Source organism: Rapidithrix thailandica, assembly GCF_039710355.1.
Classification (GTDB): domain Bacteria; phylum Bacteroidota; class Bacteroidia; order Cytophagales; family Flammeovirgaceae; genus Rapidithrix; species Rapidithrix thailandica.
Genome location: NZ_JBDKWZ010000027.1, coordinates 38865 through 57149, shown reverse-complemented (window position 1 = coordinate 57149; position 18285 = coordinate 38865). Strand labels below are relative to the sequence as shown.

General features: G+C 42.9%; 13 protein-coding genes. 9 read left to right on the top strand and 4 right to left on the bottom strand.

What is annotated here, in order from left to right; translation table 11 throughout:
* The first annotated feature begins 314 nt into the window (after positions 1 to 314).
* A complete protein-coding gene (locus AAG747_RS28100) occupies positions 315 to 800 on the top strand; it encodes a hypothetical protein (protein ID WP_346824592.1) in 486 nt (161 codons plus the stop codon).
* Positions 801 to 1073: 273 nt separating this feature from the next.
* Here AAG747_RS28100 and AAG747_RS28095 read toward each other — a convergent pair whose 3' ends face one another.
* Both AAG747_RS28095 and AAG747_RS28090 read right to left on the bottom strand, forming a co-directional pair.
* Positions 1074 to 1979, bottom strand: a complete 906-nt coding sequence (locus AAG747_RS28095; protein ID WP_346824591.1) for a tyrosine-type recombinase/integrase — start codon at positions 1977 to 1979, stop codon at positions 1074 to 1076.
* A gap of 521 nt (positions 1980 to 2500) precedes the next feature.
* Positions 2501 to 3193 carry an HAD-IA family hydrolase gene (locus tag AAG747_RS28090; RefSeq protein ID WP_346824590.1) on the bottom strand — a complete coding sequence of 231 codons (693 nt, stop codon included), beginning with the start codon at positions 3191 to 3193 and terminating at the stop codon, positions 2501 to 2503.
* A gap of 507 nt (positions 3194 to 3700) precedes the next feature.
* Between AAG747_RS28090 and AAG747_RS28085 the strand changes: the two genes are divergently transcribed.
* From AAG747_RS28085 to AAG747_RS28065, 5 genes are all read left to right on the top strand, one after another.
* The gene (locus AAG747_RS28085) at positions 3701 to 4747 is read left to right on the top strand and encodes an endonuclease/exonuclease/phosphatase family protein (RefSeq protein WP_346824589.1); all 1047 of its coding nucleotides are present in this window, start codon (positions 3701 to 3703) and stop codon (positions 4745 to 4747) included.
* A 315-nt stretch (positions 4748 to 5062) separates the two neighbouring features.
* A complete protein-coding gene (locus AAG747_RS28080) occupies positions 5063 to 7786 on the top strand; it encodes a TonB-dependent receptor (RefSeq protein WP_346824588.1) in 2724 nt (907 codons plus the stop codon).
* Between the two features lie 61 nt (positions 7787 to 7847).
* Entirely contained in the window at positions 7848 to 10091 is a 2244-nt protein-coding gene (locus AAG747_RS28075) for a DUF5689 domain-containing protein (protein ID WP_346824587.1), read from the top strand.
* A gap of 101 nt (positions 10092 to 10192) precedes the next feature.
* Positions 10193 to 12352 (top strand): endonuclease, encoded by a 2160-nt coding sequence (locus AAG747_RS28070; RefSeq protein WP_346824586.1) that lies wholly within the window; start codon positions 10193 to 10195, stop codon positions 12350 to 12352.
* 339 nt (positions 12353 to 12691) lie between these two features.
* Positions 12692 to 13135, top strand: a complete 444-nt coding sequence (locus AAG747_RS28065; protein ID WP_346824585.1) for a peptidylprolyl isomerase — start codon at positions 12692 to 12694, stop codon at positions 13133 to 13135.
* Positions 13136 to 13298: 163 nt separating this feature from the next.
* Here AAG747_RS28065 and AAG747_RS28060 read toward each other — a convergent pair whose 3' ends face one another.
* Positions 13299 to 14069 (bottom strand): acyl-CoA desaturase, encoded by a 771-nt coding sequence (locus tag AAG747_RS28060; RefSeq protein ID WP_346824584.1) that lies wholly within the window; start codon positions 14067 to 14069, stop codon positions 13299 to 13301.
* Positions 14070 to 14379: 310 nt separating this feature from the next.
* Complete coding sequence (locus AAG747_RS28055; RefSeq protein ID WP_346824583.1) at positions 14380 to 14997, bottom strand: sigma-70 family RNA polymerase sigma factor; 618 nt, start codon at positions 14995 to 14997, stop codon at positions 14380 to 14382.
* A 291-nt stretch (positions 14998 to 15288) separates the two neighbouring features.
* On the opposite strand from AAG747_RS28055, the gene AAG747_RS28050 reads away from it, so the two are divergent.
* The 3 genes from AAG747_RS28050 (at position 15289) to AAG747_RS28040 (ending at position 18283) form a co-directional block, all read left to right on the top strand.
* On the top strand, positions 15289 to 16605 hold the full coding sequence (locus tag AAG747_RS28050) for a gluconate:H+ symporter (RefSeq protein ID WP_346824582.1): 1317 nt from the start codon (positions 15289 to 15291) through the stop codon (positions 16603 to 16605).
* Positions 16606 to 16678: 73 nt separating this feature from the next.
* Positions 16679 to 17140: a RidA family protein gene (locus AAG747_RS28045; RefSeq protein ID WP_346824581.1), complete on the top strand. Its 462-nt coding sequence runs from the start codon at positions 16679 to 16681 to the stop codon at positions 17138 to 17140.
* A gap of 12 nt (positions 17141 to 17152) precedes the next feature.
* On the top strand, positions 17153 to 18283 hold the full coding sequence (locus AAG747_RS28040) for a D-TA family PLP-dependent enzyme (RefSeq protein ID WP_346824580.1): 1131 nt from the start codon (positions 17153 to 17155) through the stop codon (positions 18281 to 18283).
* Positions 18284 to 18285: the final 2 nt, after the last annotated feature.

Here is an 18285-nt window from a genome sequence, read left to right as displayed (position 1 = left end):
GGGACAGGGACCAGGTTGGGCTATTTTTGATGAAGTAATCCATTTTCTACAAAATTATCTTACATTGAACTATCAAACAATGCTGTCATTGCTACCAAGACTAAATAGAGTATTGGCAATTGTACCATTGCTTATGCACTTGGGCGTTACGTTTTTCAAATAAACATTTAGAGTAAAAAGTATTTATGTTTATTAGAGAGTTGATTCATCAGTATAGCTACCATCTAGAGAAACAGTAAAAACGTTTACACGTTTTACAGGAAGGCCAACTATACAAGCAAGATTAGTGAAAAAACGATAAAAGAAATCAAACTATGAAGGTTGCAATGTATTTAACCTGTATAGTGTTTTTGAGCCAAATGCCAAAAAAACGTATTACTGGTTCTTGTACTGGCAGTTGTTGGTATGCTAATAAAATGATTATTACATCTTTTAATGATGCTAGACTTTCTGACACTATTGTAGATGTTTATCGAGTAGTAGACGGAGAGAATATTGTATTTGAATTCAATAACAAAATTGAATACGGTTCTGAAACAAATACAGAAACATTCCTTTTTGAAGTTAAGGATGGGATTGAAAGTTTTGAAATTAAGGATAAAGAGATATTAAAAACTAATTGTTTGTATTATACTTTAGGTGGGGCAGGAATGGATTTTCCTGATAGTTCGGACTTTCATATTTCTAAAGGAAGTTTAATTGGAAAAAAACAACCAGATGGGATATGGCAGGTCAAAGTAGATGTCATTGTGGAGAAAAGGAAGGTGAGTTTTGAACATGTATTTAAACAATGTCAATAATTAACAGATTACGTTTTTGAATGATTGTTAACCTGAGTTTTGGGCTTCTTAGGTGTTATACTGATGAGTAGAGTATTTATTGCTGGGTAGCAATATAACATGAACAAGAAAAACAGCTTAATACCGTGGTTCCCGTTTTAGTGATGAACGGTACCTATCTATCCTGTAAATATAGGGATTGACTTAACACTTTAAGCTGACAGCATTGGGTGTTCCCTTTAAAATGTCCATTAGTATTTGTTTTATATCCTAAAGCAGCTGAGGGAACAGTCCCTATATCTTCAACGCTGCGTTGTCTTCCCAGGCGGATTGTACTTTGGTGTATTGTTCGATCATAAATAGGGAACGGTGCCGGGTTTGCCGTTGGATTTCATGAGCTTCGGCTCCGTTGATTTTGGCTTGTACGATAAAACCGGCCCGGAGCGAATGGGCTGAAAATTTCTTTCCCAAGAGTTGTTTTACAACCAAATACACGGCCTTGTCCGAAATGCGTTTGGTGTTCAAGTGGCCTCCTTTATTGACGCCTCTGAACAAGGCCCCTTGCCGGATACCACTAGCCGCCAACCAGGTTTGCATGGCTTTGACCGGACAGTATTTTTCTTGTTCCTTATTAAAAGGAATGGCTTTGAAGTCCCCTTCTTGCAGTGCGTCCGGTTGGCTTTTGTGCAAATGAATGGTCAAGCCCTTTTCATCAAAATACAAATCTTCGTAATCGAGATCGACTAATTCGCTTCTTCTGAAAGCTCCGATAAAACCAATCAATAAAAGGCATTTGTCCCGTAGACCTTTTAAGGTATTTTCATCCAGTGTGTCTATGGCTTCCCAGATATCTTTTTTCAATATAGGCTTGACAGAGGCTTGTGCCGTGCCTTTGTCCCGTTTGATGGCATAGAACAGACGTTTGACGCGTAGGTCATCCGTGGGAGAAGTCTGCGTATGTGCCTGATGGTAGTTTTTGATGGCTGCCATTCTGCGTTTGATTACGGAAGGTTTGAATTGCTCTGCACAGTGACTCAAATACGCCATCACGGTTTTTACCGAAGCAGGTAACGAAGATTCTTGTTGGCCCTCACAGAAATGCTGGAAATGTTCAAAATCCGAACGATAGGCTTTCCGGGTATTTTCCGATTGCTCTTTATCCAGTAACTGGGCGATTTTATGATTGAATTTTGGTTCCATGGCGTTGATTTTTTTGCTTGAAGTAAAGATACGCATTTTTTCTATAAGTTCCGATAACCTAATAGTTATAAGAAACAATTTTGCTGCTTCCCCAGCTAAATCCCAAAAAGCCGAGAGGGGGGAGGGGACTTTTGAGCGAGAAAATGATTTGTGAAAGAAAGAGACAGAAAAATATAACTCAATGAAAACAACGATTCCACCTAACCACTTAAAGAACCGGGATAGAAGCCAATCGAATAAAGGGAATTTGCTTGGACAAAATGCAAAGACGCCTCAAAAAAATGAAAGGTAGCAGGCAAAATGCCTTACTACCTTTCGAGTATTTAGTTTCTTAACTCAGAAGTGAATTAAACTTTTTCTTTTCGCTAAAAAATGTTTCAAACGCGCCTCCTTTGTGTTACTTTTTTCAACAATAGCTTTGGCTATTCTCTTGATGAGCCGATGTTGATTCCATCTTCGGTCAAAAACTATACGTGTAAACCACTTCTCAACTAAAAATAAGGAGTCAAAAGAAACATGTTCTAATTGTCCGCTAAAATTGCGCTTAACTCCGACAAGTTATCAATGATATGCGTAGGACCATATACCGCCAACTCTTCCCGGGAATAAGCCCCCGTAGTTACGCCGACAATGTACTTACAGCCCGCATTTTTGCCTTCGTTTACATCTACTTCCGTATCACCCACCTTGGCTACTTCCTCAATGTCTTCCACTCCGGTTTCTAGCATCAGCTTTTGAATCATATCCGGATAAGGCCGGCCTTGAGGCACTTCATCACTGGCTACCAGGCAGTCAAATACTCCTTTTTCCCTCCATTGAAGCCGTTTGACAATTGCTTCGGCAATGTCCCGGGAAAAACCGGTGTTAATCCCCACCTTAATCCCCTGTTCCCGCAAGCCTTTCAGTACTGCTTCGGCATTAGGCGTCGAACCGATCTCCGGGTTGGTTTCATAGTACCGGATCATTCCATCCACAAACTTTTGGTGGATGCCAGCAATCAATTCCTCTGTGATCTTGGCCGTTTCCGGCTCATGCTTTTCCAATAAGCGTTTAATCGCCAAGGGTTTTTCATAACCCATTACCTCTTGTACTTCCGCATCGGTAATGGCATCATAGCCAAAGCTTTCCAAAGCCCTTTTAAATGCAGCGCCTACGTTACTCTTATCTTTCACCGTAGTGCCCGCCATATCAAATACTACCAGTTTAATGGACATGAATTTTCAGGTATATTTTAAAAATGTATAAATGAATTGCTTGATGTACTTGAACTCATAGTACAAAGATAGGGAAAAGTTTATATATACTAAACTTTTCTTTGGAGGCAATTCCCGGGGAAGCAAGAAAAAAACAGGAATATTTTAAGGATTATAGATTGATTTACAAAAAGATACGAGTTTCTTAAAGTCATTCAAACACCTATATTAATTAACCAAAAGTTAAATAATGCTTGATACATTGGTAATAGTGGAAGTGTGATGTGCCAAGCGTACTACCACCTTTTCGGGGTGAAATTTAGCATGAACAATCTATGAATTATTTACTTTTCTTATTTATTATTGTTAGAATTGCGCTATTCTTACATTAATTTGCAGCTCTTAACAAGAGAAAGTACAATTATATTTCTTTTACTTTTTTTCTCCGTGTGTGGAAAAATATTGATTAACAAAGCTTTCAACTACTTAACTCAATAAATACACTCTATTACTGACATTTAGTTTAACATGCTTATGATCAATAAATACTATGCATTCCTCTTGTGTCTGTTTTTTGCATTTTCCGTAGAAACCAAAGCACAAGAAGCCTCTTATGATATTTACAATATTGCTTTCTATAATTTAGAAAACCTGTTTGATACGGTAGACAATCCCGAAAAAAAAGACGATGATTTCTTGCCGGAAGGTTCTTACAAATGGACGGAAAAACGCTACCGGGAAAAACTGGCAAGAATGGCTAAGACTATTGGGAAAGTCGGAGCGGAAAAAGCCCGGCAAGCTCCGGTGATATTTGGCGTGGCAGAAGTAGAAAACCAACAGTGTTTGAAGGATCTCATTACACACCCTCCCCTGAATCAATACAATTATGCGATCGCCTTGGTAGCGTCACCGGACAAACGGGGAATAAATGTAGGGCTGGTATACCGGACTGACCTTTTCACGCTTAGCAAGGTATCTGCCCGCGAATTATGGATAGAAAAAGCTTATGAGGGTTTTGCCACCCGGAACCAATTATTGGTAGAAGGGGAGTTGGCCGATGAAAAGATTGCCTTTTTGGTAAATCACTGGCCATCACGGGCCGCCAAGTCCCGCTACCGGGAAGCGGCAGGAACGCTTCAACGCTCTATCATTGATTCCCTCAGAGCATTGAACCCCGCTTTACATATTGTGACCATGGGCGATTTTAACGATGACCCGGTAGATAAAAGCCTTGTCCGTGCTTTAGGAGCCAAAGGAAGTAAAGAGGCCTTAAGCGAAGAAGATTACTTGTACAACCCCATGTACAAGATGTACAAAAATGGCCTGGGCACCCTCGCTTACCGGGATAACTGGAATTTATTTGACCAGATCATTATCAGCAAAGAATTGGTAAACAACAAAGAAGGTTTGCTTTTTTATAAAAGTGATATCTGCAATTTTGAAGAATTAAAGAACCCCAACGGGCGCTATAAAGGCTATCCGTTTCGTACCTATGCGGGAGGAGCCTATGCCGGGGGATATTCCGATCATTTTCCGGTTGTTATTTATTTGATTAAGAAGAAAGCAGACCTGTAATATCATTTTCCGGTAACCGGTATTAGAAACAGCCTGCTTCTTTCAAAGATGAAACATTGGGTATTGCAACCGTAAACTTTTCGACAAACAGTAGACAACCTTCCCGGCCTAATACACAGGGTGGGCCCGGGAAAGAAGTTTTTTCTCCCGGAGATTTGGAAACTCAAGAAGGAGAAATGAAAAGAATTAAAAATGAAAGGCATTCACCCTCGCGACAATGCATCACAGCACATGGAGTAGCAGGTTATGATAAGAATAAATCTCCCTTATTGATAGATAAAGTTTAATCGTAATTGTATTCATTTTATTTACATCATGAAAAGCATTTTTACTGCATTAATAGTACTTCTTAGTATTTACGGTACTTCTGTGGCACAACAACAAGAAGGAATCATTCGAGGGCGGGTCCTGGCTGCGGGATCAGACCAGCCCATAGAAGACGTACAGCTAAGGGTAAATGGAGTAAGTTACCAAACCGGCCCCGATGGGTATTTCGAAATTCCTGCCGGCCTGGTGACTGAAAACAGCAAGGTTCAGATTTCGAAAGAACAGTACGAAACCATCGTTCTTCCCCTGACCCAAAACATGTTGGTGCATTTAAAACCAGTGCGGGAAGATGCGGGAACCATTGTTTTATCCCTCAGTGAGCTGGATGTTGCAGACGAAGGAGGGGCTCAATCCACCCCCGGTCTTTTGTTCTCTTCCGGTGATGCCTATAGCTCCCTTGCTGGGTATTCCTGGGGACCTTATTGGTTTCGCCAAAGGGGATACCAATCCAATCATTCCAATGTGTATATGGATGGAATCAATATGGCCCATCCTGAAAAAGGCTATGCCTCCTGGTCCATTTGGGGGGGATTAAATGATGTAACCCGGAATAAAGAAGTTACTTATAATATTGCTCCGGTAGATTTTTCTTTTAGCAAAATAGGAGGATCTACCAATATCATTACCAAGCCTTCCCAACAAAGACCGGGGGTAAAAGCCAGCTATTCGTGGAGCAACTCCAGTTATAGCAACCGGATCATGATGACCTACTCCAGCGGTTTAATGAAAAATGGCTGGGCCATTACCGCTTCCGGTTCGCGCAGATGGGCACAGGAAGGCTATGTAGAGGGTACCTCGTATGATGCCTGGGCGGGATTTTTGGGAATTGAGAAACAGTTTTCCAACCGGCACTCTTTACAATTTACCGCGCTCATTGCTCCCTACCAACGCGGGCAACAAGCAGGAACCGTACAGGAAATTTATCAATTGAAAGGGGATAATCTTTACAACGCTTATTGGGGGTATCAGGATGGTGAAAAACGCAATAGCCGTATCAAAAGCAGCGTATTGCCCCAATTCATCTTAAATGATGAATTTGCCTTCAATGATAAACTCAAACTGAAAACGGCTATAGGATACAGTTTCGGCAAAGAGGCCAAAACGGCCTTAAACTGGTACGATGCTTCGGATCCTCGCCCGGATTACTACCGTTATTTGCCTTCCTACCAGTATGCTCAGGATATGGACGGTACGGGTGCTGCCATGACAGACCTTTGGTCTTCCTCAGGTTATGGTCAATTAAACTGGGATAACTTCTATCAAATCAATTACGCCAGTCTCACTACAGTAGCCGATGGTGACAATACAATTACAGGAGCCCGGTCACACTATATTATTGAGAAACGCCAAAACGATATTCAAAACCTGGATGTGAACCCAACACTTCTATGGGATATTAGTTCATCGCTCAAACTTACCACCGGTATTCAGTACGAATATTACAAAGGCAATAATTACAATACGGTGGACGACTTATTGGGAGGGGACTTCTATGTAGACATTGACAATTTTGCGGAACGCGATTTTGTAGATGAGGACAAAGCGAGTAATAACTTGCTCGACCCTTCCAATATCAAAAGAGAGGATGACAGGATCGGTCACGATTACGATGCCGTGTTGAACAAGGCAAATTATTGGCTCAACCTATCCAAAAGTTTTGCGAAAGGTTCTGTTTACTTAGGCGGATCCGTTACCAATACATCTATGTACCGGAATGGCAACCGTCAAAAAGGATTGTTTCCTGAAAATTCCTATGGCAAATCGGAAGTGTTAGACTTCCTGGATTTTGGGGTTAAACTGGGCGGAGAATATTTCCTGACCGGACGCAATGTACTAACGGCCAACGGAACCTATTACACTCAAGCGCCTTATTTTAAAGATGCTTTTGTCTCAGTCCGCACGCGCAACGAGGCTGTGAATGACCTGAACTCATCGGAAGTGTTGTCCGGGGATATCAATTACTACCATCGCGGTGAAAAAGTGAAAGTGAGGATTTCCGGTTTTTATACGCAAATCAGTGACTTGACCAAGGTTATCAGCTATTACGATGACTCATACAACAATTTTGTCAACTATGCCTTGACTGGCATGGGTCAGGAGTTCAAAGGAGTTGAACTGGGGCTGGAATACCAAATTACGGAGGAGTTGCGGGTGAAAGGAGCCGGAACCTATGCCAACTACACCTACAATGCCAATCCTACGGCCACCACTACAGTGGACAACAGTGCAGAAAAACTTTCGGAAGAAACCGTCTTTTTCAACGGCTTCCATATAGGAGGTTCACCGGAATTGGCCGGAGCCCTTTCTTTGGAATACTGGTCAAAAAAATATTGGTTCGTAGGCATCACGGGCAACTACTTGGGCAAGCGCTATGTAACGTTGAACCCTGCCCGGTATACCGTTCGCGCCATTCATAATGACGAGTACTCGTATGCTCCCGGTACTGCAGGATATCAGAAGATCATAGATCAGGAAGAACCGGACGGGGCTTTTACCTTGGATATTTCTGCCGGGAAAAGCTGGAAAGTAAAAAATCACCTCTTTCGCTTGAACCTGAACTTGACCAATATCTTGAACAAGGAAGACATCGTGACCACCGGATACCAACAATATCGCTTTGATTTTGTGGAAGGCAACCCGGAAAAATTTGCCAATAAATATTATTACGCTCAAGGCTTCAAGGCCTTCTTAAATCTGAGTGTGAGTTTTTAATGAAATTTTCAATCTAGTAACATTTATATCAAACCCTGTTTTTCCTAAAAGAATTAGCACAATGAAAAAATTTTCAATCTTCTATCGCATCATTCTGCTGGGGTTGCTCTTTGCCTTACCCTTTACTTCCTGTGATAACAGTGATCCGCTTGGCCCGGTGGTGCCTCCTCCTCCTGAAAAGCCGGACCCGGATCCCGATCCCGACCCGGAACCCACAGTGGAAGTAACTCATACCATTGCTGCGCTTAAAAAGAAATACATTGATGCCGAAATGCCCGAAATGTATACTATCGAAGAAGAAATTGTGATTGGTGGGGTAGTGATTTCAACGGACGAGACCGGAAATATTCATAAAGAACTCTACCTACAGGATGAGTCTGCCGGAATTGTAGTGCGCCTGGACAAAAGCGATCTGTATAAGAGCTACCCGATTGGGAAAAAGCTGTATATCAAAGCCAAAGGAATGCAGATGGGCAATTACCGGGGTATGATTCAGCTGGGAGGAAAATACAACGACCAGTTTGGCCGCTTAGAGGAAGCTCGTATCAAAGACCATGTAGTAGAAGGAGTAACAGACGTACAGCCTAATCCTTTTGCCCTGGACCTGACTAAGATGCCTGTAAATATGGAGCGCCATTACGGTACTTGGGTAAAAGTGTCGAACGTAATGTTCGCTGAAGAAGAATATCAACTACAATATACGGCCGAAGGTGCTCCCACCAGCCGTACCTTGATTACCAGTACGGGAGAATCCATCATCGTTCGTACGAGTAACTACGCTTCTTTTGCCAAAGCAGAGCTGCCTGACGGAAGCGGAAGTGTCAGCGGTATTTTAAGTATACACAACGAAGTACTACAATTATTTTTAAATACTACGGAAGATGTAAACTTAACGGGCGACCGTTTTGACGATCCGAATGCTATTGAACCTCCGGCTGGAGACGGCAGTTTGTCCGATGCGTTTAATATCAGTGCCGGTCGTGCAAACCAAGGGGATTCAGAGAAAAAATGGGTGAAAGGATATATTGTAGGCTATTTTAAAAACAACACCTTCTACCCGGGTACGGAAGCTGCTTTGAACAGCAATTTGGCCATTGCAGATAACAAAGACGAAACCAACCCCGCCAAGGTAATGCCTGTTCAATTGATGAGTAATTCGTTTCCCCGTACAAACCTAAACTTACTGGAAAACCCGGAAATGCTGGGCCAAGCCGTATGGCTACACGGGTCTTTGCAAACGTATTACAATCTACCCGGGCTGAAAGAAGTGGATGCCTACTCTTTGGATGGAATTAATGAGGAAGGCCCGGATAAATTCCAAGGAGAATTGGATCCTATTTACGGAGCTGACCTGACCGCTACCATGATCGATTTCCGTACATACAATGTACAAGCTTCCGAAGAATTCTGGAAGGCGGAAGCAGGAGTAGCCAAAATCAATGCTTATCAGAAAGGAATCACCGGAGCCTGGATGATCAGTTCGCAAAAATTAGATCTTACCGGATTTACCAACCCTGAGTTGGCGCTGACAGAAATACTGAATTATTTTACTGCTTTTACCGATGTCCGCGTAGTAGGCTCTACGGACTACAGCGGTATGGGAGACCCTAGCCTTGCCACATGGAACGATTTAACCGTAGTAGGCGATCGCTTTAAGAACGGGGAAAACACTACGAACTTCACCCTGACGGAAGCTATGTACATCGCATTTGTCTATACTTCTGCGGAAGCACAGGCCATGTCATGGGATATCAAAACCGTGGAAATCGTAGAAGGAAACACAACTCCAGATCCTGATCCGGACCCTGTACTCCCTACAGAAATTCAAAACGGAGGTTTTGAAACCTGGACGGACGATTTCACTCCGGAAGGTTGGACTAAATTCGAGAGCCTTGAAAAAGAAGCAGGCATTGTGCACACCGGAAGCTTTTCAGTAAAACACACCGGAGCCGGAGGAACCAAAGATCTAGCCCAAACCATCAGTGTACAAGAAGGAATGACTTATGAAATCACCTTCTGGTATTATGTAGATCCTATAGCAAATGATGGAGAAGATTCCAGAATCTGGTCCGTATTTAAAGATGCAGGGGATAGCAATTTAGCAGACGGTCATATCAAAGGAAATGGCGATGAAGAAATGACCAATAGTAACCCGAGTACTTATTTGCCTTCCACCCCGGGACAATGGGTGGAGTTTAAAAAGACGTATGTTGCTCCTGTAGGTGCTACCCAGCTTTACTTTGAACTGAGAACCTATAAAAACTCCATTGTGTATTACGATGAGATCAGCATCGTTCAACAATAATTTTTGTTCAAAACGATCCTCCCGGCTTGACTGCGGAGGGTCGTTTTCCTTTGAAAGAGGAGCTAACAAATACTTAATTCATCGAATGAAGATAGAGGTTTATGATTTTTCTAAAAAATAAAAAGCCCTTTGCCTTACTAGGAGTGCTCTTGTTGATCTTTTCGGTTTCCTGTGTGGACAATGATTTTCAGGCTCCGGACGAAATCAAATTGGAGCCCTTGCCGTCCAACACCGCAACCATCAGCATTGCAGACTTGAAAGCCTTGCATAAAGATAAAAGCGATCAGGAAATTGTAGAAATAGCGGATGGGACCGTCATTGTAGGAGAGGTGATTTCTTCGGACAAAGCCGGAAATATTTACAAAGAATTGTATTTACAAGATGCCACCGGAGGTATCTTAGTCCGTATCGATGCCAGTGTATTGTATACGGAATATGCTCTTGGACAGCAAATTGCCCTGGATTGTAGCCAGTTGGTCATCGGTTCTTACGGAGGCAATAAACAGTTGGGAATTGCTTCGGTCTACAACGATGAGCCTGCTGCCGGCCGGATTCCGGCTCCCTTGGCGCAAGCCTATATCCGGAAAGGAACAATTTCCCAGGAATTGGCAATTAAAACGGCTACCGTAGAGGAAATTTTTGAAAACCTGGACGCTTGGGTAGGGCACCGGGTAAAAATCGAAAACCTGAAAGTTGCAGAAAGCGACCGAGGAAAGACATATGCTGATGCGGAAAAACAGCTTACGCAAAACCGCTATTTCAATGACGGAACAAGCAGTAAAGATATCGTTTTAAGAACCAGTGGCTATGCCGACTTTGCAGGGGACAAACTACCCGAAGGCAGTGGAACCGTAGTGGCAATTCTTTCCCGCTTCAGAAATACGCCACAATTGTATATCAACAGTCCTGCGGATATGATCGACTTTAAGGATGATGACGGAGAGCCAGGCACTGGGGGAGACGTTATTTTCTTTGAAGATTTTGAAGATTGGACGGATGGGGAAATTAACGAACCAGACTGGAGTAATATCAGTACATTGGGAAGCAGCACTTGGAAAAAAGAAGGCAATGCCGGACATTATGCAGCTTTCAGCCCGTACGGGTCAGGTGACAGTGAATCGGAAGGTTGGATGATATTGCCTAAGCTCAGTGGGGAAGATTTGCATATCCAGTTCCGTATGGCTGTAGGGTATATGGTTGCCGGGCATGACGATGTATTGCGCTTGAAAGTTTCTACGGACTTTGATGGCACCAATGTAGCAAGTGCAAGTTGGGTGGATCTTACGGATAAAGTCAATTTACCGGCCGACATCGGAAACCCTTCAGGGGATTTCTGGCAATGGGAAGGATCGGATGTAGACCTGTCACAATTTGAAGGAGAGATCAGTATTGCTTTTGTATACAAAGGAAGCAGTACGCAAAGTACCAAGGTAGAGATTGATAATATCAAAGTCATCTCTGGTGGGTTTAAGGACAATCCCGGACCTGATCCCGACCCGGATAATTATTACCAAAGTGCAGAGGGAAAAAGCGGCTATGCTTTAAAAACAGCCCTTTATCAAATCGTCTCTTCCAATACGGAGCAATTGTCTTACGGAGATTTATGGGATGCTTATACTACGACCGACCGGCAAAAAGACAACCCTAATCTGGTATGGGATATGTATTCATACAATCCCGATGGCGCGCCGGCTTATACCTATACTTTTATTACCGACCAGTGCGGTCAGTTTAGTGGAGAGGGGAGTTGCTATAACCGCGAACACAGTTTTCCTAAAAGCTGGTTTGGCGGAAAAGTATATCCCATGTATACGGACTTAATCCAGGTGGTTCCTTCCGATGGGTATGTAAACACTCGTAGAAATAATTATCCTTACGGAGAGGTGAGTACTGCCAACTGGACTTCCACGAATGGGGCAAAGCTGGGTCCGAATGCAACCGGTGGTTATAGCGGTACCGTGTTCGAACCCATAGACGAATACAAAGGGGACTTTGCCCGGATTTATTTCTATATGGCTACGCGTTATGAAAACAAAATTGCCAGTTGGGAAAAAAATACCAATCACTCCGATGCGGTGTTGGACGGTACGAGCAATCATGTTTTTGAAAACTGGCAATTGGCATTGCTGTTGAAATGGCATCAACAAGATCCCGTCAGTCCGAAAGAACAGAATCGTAACGAAGCTGTGTATCAATTACAAAAGAACCGCAATCCTTTCGTTGATCATCCCGAATATGTTTCAAGCATTTGGGAGAATTAATTATTTCATCAAGGAAGGATGCTAGTAGTTAAAAGCCCTGTCAGGTTTCGGAAACCTGACAGGGCTGCTTTTTTTGAATAAATGCAGGAAACTGGAGTCATCATAAAACAAGAGGCAAAGGGGGAGGTTTTGCTATAACTTTATTTAACATAATCTAAATTATATAACAAAATAAACTTTTAAAACACCCCTACAAATAAAAGGAAAGACGTATAAAAACCTCATCAGATTATAAACCTTCCAGGTTTTCAAAACCTGGAAGGTTTAAATCGCCCACAAAAAGAAATCCCTATCTTTGCGAAAGGTAAAGTTTTCTATAAAATTATAAGTGTATACGACATGAGAACAGCAGAAATTCATACGGACAAGGGTCTGATGAAAGTGGAGTTTTACGATAAGGATGCTCCGGGTACAGTCCAAAACTTTGTTGACTTAGCCAAAAAAGGCTATTACGATGGCTTGACATTTCACCGGGTGGTTCCTGACTTTGTCATCCAGGGTGGTTGCCCTCTCGGTACTGGCACGGGAGGGCCTGGGTACACCATCAAATGTGAAACAAGCGGTGGGAATCAATACCACGACCGGGGGGTGCTTTCTATGGCTCACCGGGGAAGAGACACCGGGGGTTCTCAATTCTTTATTTGCCATAACCGGAGAAGCACTGCCGGTTTGGACGGAAGACATACTTGTTTTGGCAAAGTGGTGGAAGGCCTTGAGGTAATTGACGATATCCGCCAGGGGGATGTCATCCATAAAATTGTCATTTTCGAAGAAGAAGCGTAATACAATTAAGTCTCTGACCTTAAAGCCCTGGCAGGTTTTTGAAACCTGCCAGGGCTATTTTTTATTGAATAATGGATACATTGCAAAACTGTATTCTTAATCTTTTTATACAAAAAGGGATGGGCTGTTAAATCAGTCCATCCCTTTTTGTATGTTTTTGCCTTTAGGCTGCTTTTTCTACTCTATCCATCTTGACTTCGGCTTGCTTCTTCAACTTGATAATGCCCAATTTGTCAAATACATAAATGGCAATATAGGTCGGGTCGATTTCATGCCATCTCACCCCACCGAAATTCGCACGGTTTCCGTGTTTATGGTGATTGTTATGATAGCTCTCTCCCATCATCAAGAAGTCAAAAGGTAGGAAATTTTTAGAGGTATCCCCTACTTTGAAATTGATGTACCCGTATTTATGAGCAAACCAGTTGATGATCGCTCCATGTACCGGTGACATCAGGAATTGTATCGGTAACAATAACCATAACCACCATTCGGTAGCAAACTGTACGTATACCGCAACATAGCAAATTGCCCAGAATAAACGGGAAACCCATGAGCGTGCAATCTTATCGAAAGCCGGCCAATCAGGCACCCCTTCGGTAAAGCGCTTATCTACTTCCAATTCCCTGCTCACCAAAGCAGAATAGGTCGTTTTGGTTTTCCACATCATCTTCCAAATACTTTCATCGTATTTAGGCGAATGCGGGTCTTTGGGAGTGTCGGCATAGGCATGGTGCATCCGGTGCATTACGCCATATCCATAGGCACTTAGGTAGTTGGAACCTTGGAAAATCCAAGTCAACACATAAAATACTTTCTCGGTAAATTTACCCATGGTAAAGGCCTTATGTGCCGCATACCGGTGTAAAAAGAAAGTCTGAAAAAACAATGAAAGATACCAATGGGCAACAAAAAAAGATATTACTACTAACATTATTGATCTATTTGGCCTTTATAAATTAATTTCCACATTACACACCACTCCATTTTGGAGAGGTTTTTTTATTAAAGACAAAGTCATTTTTGATTTGTGACAGATTCCAATATTTTTTTCCTCCGAGAAGAAAAAAAAAATTTCTAATATAAAGTACAGTTTTGAATTTCAGGCAGTGCTAAGTCCAACACAATATTCTCTAAATTGTTTATTTTCAATAAATTAATTAAAACAACTTCATGAATAAGTTTAATTAATAAACTATATGGGTGGTTTTTGAGGGAAGGTACAAAGAGAGAGTAAATCATAATCAAGCCAAGCTAACCCGGACTTCCAAAGAGAGTTCGTTGATAAAATCCGACAAATGCCCCAGGTTACAAGCCAAACTAAAATTCTTCATCAGTTGATGTTGTTTGGGCAAGGGCAAGCTTAATTTTTTCTTTTCTTGGTTCAGCTTTTCTTTCGCCCGACAAAAGAGCTGACGGCAATGGTCTTTTTTCTTATCAAACAGGTCTTGCAGATCTTCATAATCAAATTCAAAAATTTCTCTCAACAGGTAAATGGCTTTTTCTAATGGAGGCAGTTTTTTATGAATAACCGCAAGGGCCACCGATATTTCATTTTCCCGGTCGATCTTCGTTACCTCCGGTTCCTTGGCATATTGCTGAAAATGCAAGTCCAGGGCACTTAAAGTATCAAAAAAATCGATTTTTTTGCGATGGGCCGAATTCAAAAAGTTCAAGCAATTGTTGGTTACGATCCTCACCAAATAAGACTTGGGGTTATGGATTTTGCTATGATCGGTAGTGAGCCACTTCAAAAACGCTTCTTGCACCATATCTTCCGCATCGACTATGGAGCCGAGCATTTTCACAGCTATGGCCTGTAATTCAGTTTGATATATCGCGATGGTATTTGTCTGATTCAAATGTGTACGTTTATTCAGCCCCAAAGTTAGTTAATTTTTACAAATAGCTTGTTACCTTGACACAACTCCTTGTTCGAATACCATTTGCCATCTGCAAAATGCAAACACTTCCAAGTCACGTTCCTATTCTATCTCAGCAGGTCAATGTCATTGCTCGCCCATGCCGGATCAAAAAATTATTTACTTGATTATGAAGATCTTCCGTATTGTTTTGTATCTTTCATTTACGAAAATGAAAAAAAGTTCTACTGCCCCTGTTTCAAAAACAGGAAAACACTAACTCCTAAAATTATGCCTCTCATCATTGTTTTGACAGGAGTCTTGCTACTTCTGTTGTTAATTACTGTTTGCAAACTCAATGCATTCATCTCTTTTGTTTTAGTCTCGATTTTTGTAGGCTTGGCCCAAGGCTTGCCTTTTGAAGGTACCATCGATGCCATTCAAACAGGCATTGGCAGTACTCTCAGCTCTTTGGTATTAATTCTGGGCTTTGGTGCCATGTTGGGCAAAATCGTAGCGGAAAGCGGAGCGGCTCAGCGCATCACCACAAACCTGGTTCGCTTGTTTGGCCTCAAGCAAGTTCACTGGGCGCTCATGATTACAGGCTTTGTCGTGGGAATTCCCATGTTTTACTCTGTGGGCTTTGTAATATTGGTGCCTTTGGCCTTCACCGTAGCGGCCAATACCGGTTTGCCTTTATTATATGTAGGGGTGCCCATGTTGGCCTCATTATCCGTCACGCACGGATACTTACCTCCCCATCCGGCCCCCACTGCCATTGCCGATATGTTCAAAGCAGACATTGGAAAAACCTTAATTTACGGAATCATCATCGCCATTCCGGCCATCGTTATCGCCGGACCGGTAATGTCGCCCCGGATGAAAAAATACCGGGCAAAACCGCTGGAAGACTTTTTTAAAGCGGAACCTGTAGAAGAGAAAGACCTCCCCTCGATGGATCTAAGTTTGTTTTGCGGCTTGCTTCCGGTCATTCTGATAGGCCTTTCGGGTATTGCTACCATGTATTTGCCTTCTGAAAGTATGATTTTTCAAATCCTGAAATCCGTAGGAAACCCCGCCTTTGCCATGCTTCTTTCGGTATTGGTGGCACTTATCTTCTTGGGACTACGGAGAGGCTATAAAATGAAGCCGTTGATGGACGACCTGGCTCATGCCGTCTCCAGCATCACCATGGTGTTGTTGATCATTGCCGGGGCCGGTTCGCTCAAAGAGGTGTTGGTACAGAGTGGAGTGAGCGATTATATCGGAGCGCTTTTAAAAGGAACGGCCCTGTCTCCCTTATTCCTGGCCTGGATGATTACGGCGGTGATCCGTGTATGCGTAGGCTCTGCTACGGTATCCGGGTTAACAGCAGCCGGCATCATGTTCCCCATGGTAGAAGGCACCGAAGTTTCCCGGGAGTTAATGGTGCTGGCCATTGGCTCGGGTAGCTTGATGCTTTCTCATGTCAACGATGGAGGGTTTTGGATGTTTAAAGAATATTTCAACTTGTCGATCAAAGATACCTTGTCTACCTGGACAGTAATGGAAACCATGGTTTCTCTAATTGGTCTGGCCGGAGTGATGACTTTAAGTGTGTTTGTATAATTGAAAGGCCTTCCAAATTTTGAAAACCTGGAAGGTCTTAAAACGGATGCTAGTATAACCTTTAAAACGAAAAATGATGAAACCCGAAGAACAAATTAAAGCCTTAGGATTGATTTTACCCCCTGCTCCACCACTTGGCGGAATTTATCACCCGGTCGTCATTACCGGGAAATATTTGTATGTCTCCGGACAAGGCCCCGTACAAAATGACAGCTCTCTCATTACAGGCAAAGTGGCCAAAGACCTGAGTATGGAAGAAGGGCAAGCCGCTGCCAGACAAGTAGGACTTACCATGTTATCTACGATCAAAAATCAAATCGAAAGTTTGGATAAAATAAAGCGCCTCATCAAAACGCTGGGTATGGTCAATTGCTATCCGGAATTTGAACAACACCCGCAAGTCATCAATGGCTTTAGCAGCCTGATGGTAGACGTATTCGGTGAAGAATTTGGCAAAGGGGCCAGAAGTGCGGTGGGGATGTCCCTTCCGGGAAATATTGCGGTAGAAGTAGAGGCCATTTTTGAATTGTATTAAAAAATCCGTTTTATGAATACCCCTTGGTACCAAACCGGTCAACTTCAGGACTTACTTACTCCGGCAATCTTGTTGTCGCCCGCTCGAATACGGGAAAATATACGAAGGATGGTACAAATTGCAGCATCTCCTGAGCGGTTAAGGCCACATGTAAAAACGTATAAGCTTCCACAGATCATTCAACTGCAATTGGAGGCTGGCATTTCGTCCTTTAAATGTGCTACCCTCGCAGAAGCAAAAATGGTAGCAGAGGCCGGAGGAAAGGATATTTTGATCGCTTACCCTCTTGTGGGACCGGCCTTGGATATCTTTGTAGAATTGGTAAAGGCGTTTCCCAATGTCCGTTTTTCACTGACAGCAGACCACCTCGACATCGGCAAAGTGTTAGTAGAAAAGACCCAAGAGGTTACCGGACAAATTGCCGTCTTTGTAGATATTGACAACGGCATGCACCGGACAGGAACTCCACCAGGCAAGGACGCTTTGGAGCTCTGCCGCTTTCTCCACCTCTCTCCCGAATTACATTTCAAAGGCCTCCATATCTATGACGGTCATTTGCACCAAGCTTCTTTCCAAAAACGGAAAGAGGCTTGTCAACAGGCCTTTCAACCCGTACAGGATTTAATGGAGCAGTTGGATAAAGAAAAAATTCCATTGGAAGAAGTGGTTTGTGGGGGAACACCCACTTTTCCCATCCATGCCGAAGACCCATCGAGAAAGCTCAGTCCGGGAACCCCTCTACTCTGGGATTGGGGCTATGCCAACAGCTTTCCCGACCTGGATTTTCAAATTGCAGCAGTGTTGTTAACCCGGGTTGTCAGCAAGCCCGCTCCTCATCTGCTCTGCCTGGATATAGGGTACAAAGCTCTGGCGGCCGAAATGCCCCATCCCCGGATATATTTTCCCGGCTTGGAAAATGTCCAATTTCTCAATCATAGTGAGGAGCATATGGTTATTTCCGTAGAAAATGCTCAGGAGATTTCCGTGAACCAGGTTATACCGGGTTACCCCATCCATATTTGCCCGACAATGGCTTTGCATGAAGAAGTCTATGTAATGGAAAATTCCCAAGTGGTGGGAAAATGGCAAGTAAAAGCCCGAAACAGGCTCTATTCCCAGATTAACAAAATGAATAAACAGTAGAA